Below are 523 nucleotides of genomic sequence, written 5' to 3' on the forward strand. Positions count from 1 at the left end.
TTTTTTATTGCTGCCAAGGACCGCAAATAAAACCGTCAGTGCGGGCCAAAGGTAATTGACAATCGACACCTCAATTGCCTGCGCGCGCGAGTTGGAATATCCCAAAGATAGAGCGAGAAATATTTCATAACAGACGAACATCGCACCACCAAGCGCAAGATACTTGGGAGAAAAGTAAGACAACTTTGGGATGCCCACCACAATCAACAAAAAGATTGAACTTAGCGAATACAACATCGCCGCCCCACCTACTGGCCCTAAACTTTCGGTTACGAGCCTTGCAATACCCAGTAAGCAACTCCAAGAGAGGATGGCAATGCAGCCATAAAGTGTGAAGCGAAATTGCACGGATTTCATGTGACCTACTACTCACGAATGCCAAAGGAAACTTCAGCTTAACTCAAAAATGATCCGCTTCAACGTACTGTTTTATAAATTTCAGTATAAAAATGATTCTGTTATGCGTTTGGAGTCGATATGAAACACTTTCTACCATCGAGCGTCATGCTGACACCTTTTGTGG

The 523-nt window shown here is 43.8% G+C and carries 1 pseudogene; it reads right to left on the minus strand.

From position 1 onward, the window contains the following. Positions 1-357 (minus strand): annotated as a pseudogene (locus R7093_RS27945) (EamA family transporter); the annotation flags it as partial. Positions 358-523 lie beyond the last annotated feature (166 nt).

This window comes from Vibrio sp. 1580, from assembly GCF_033340055.1.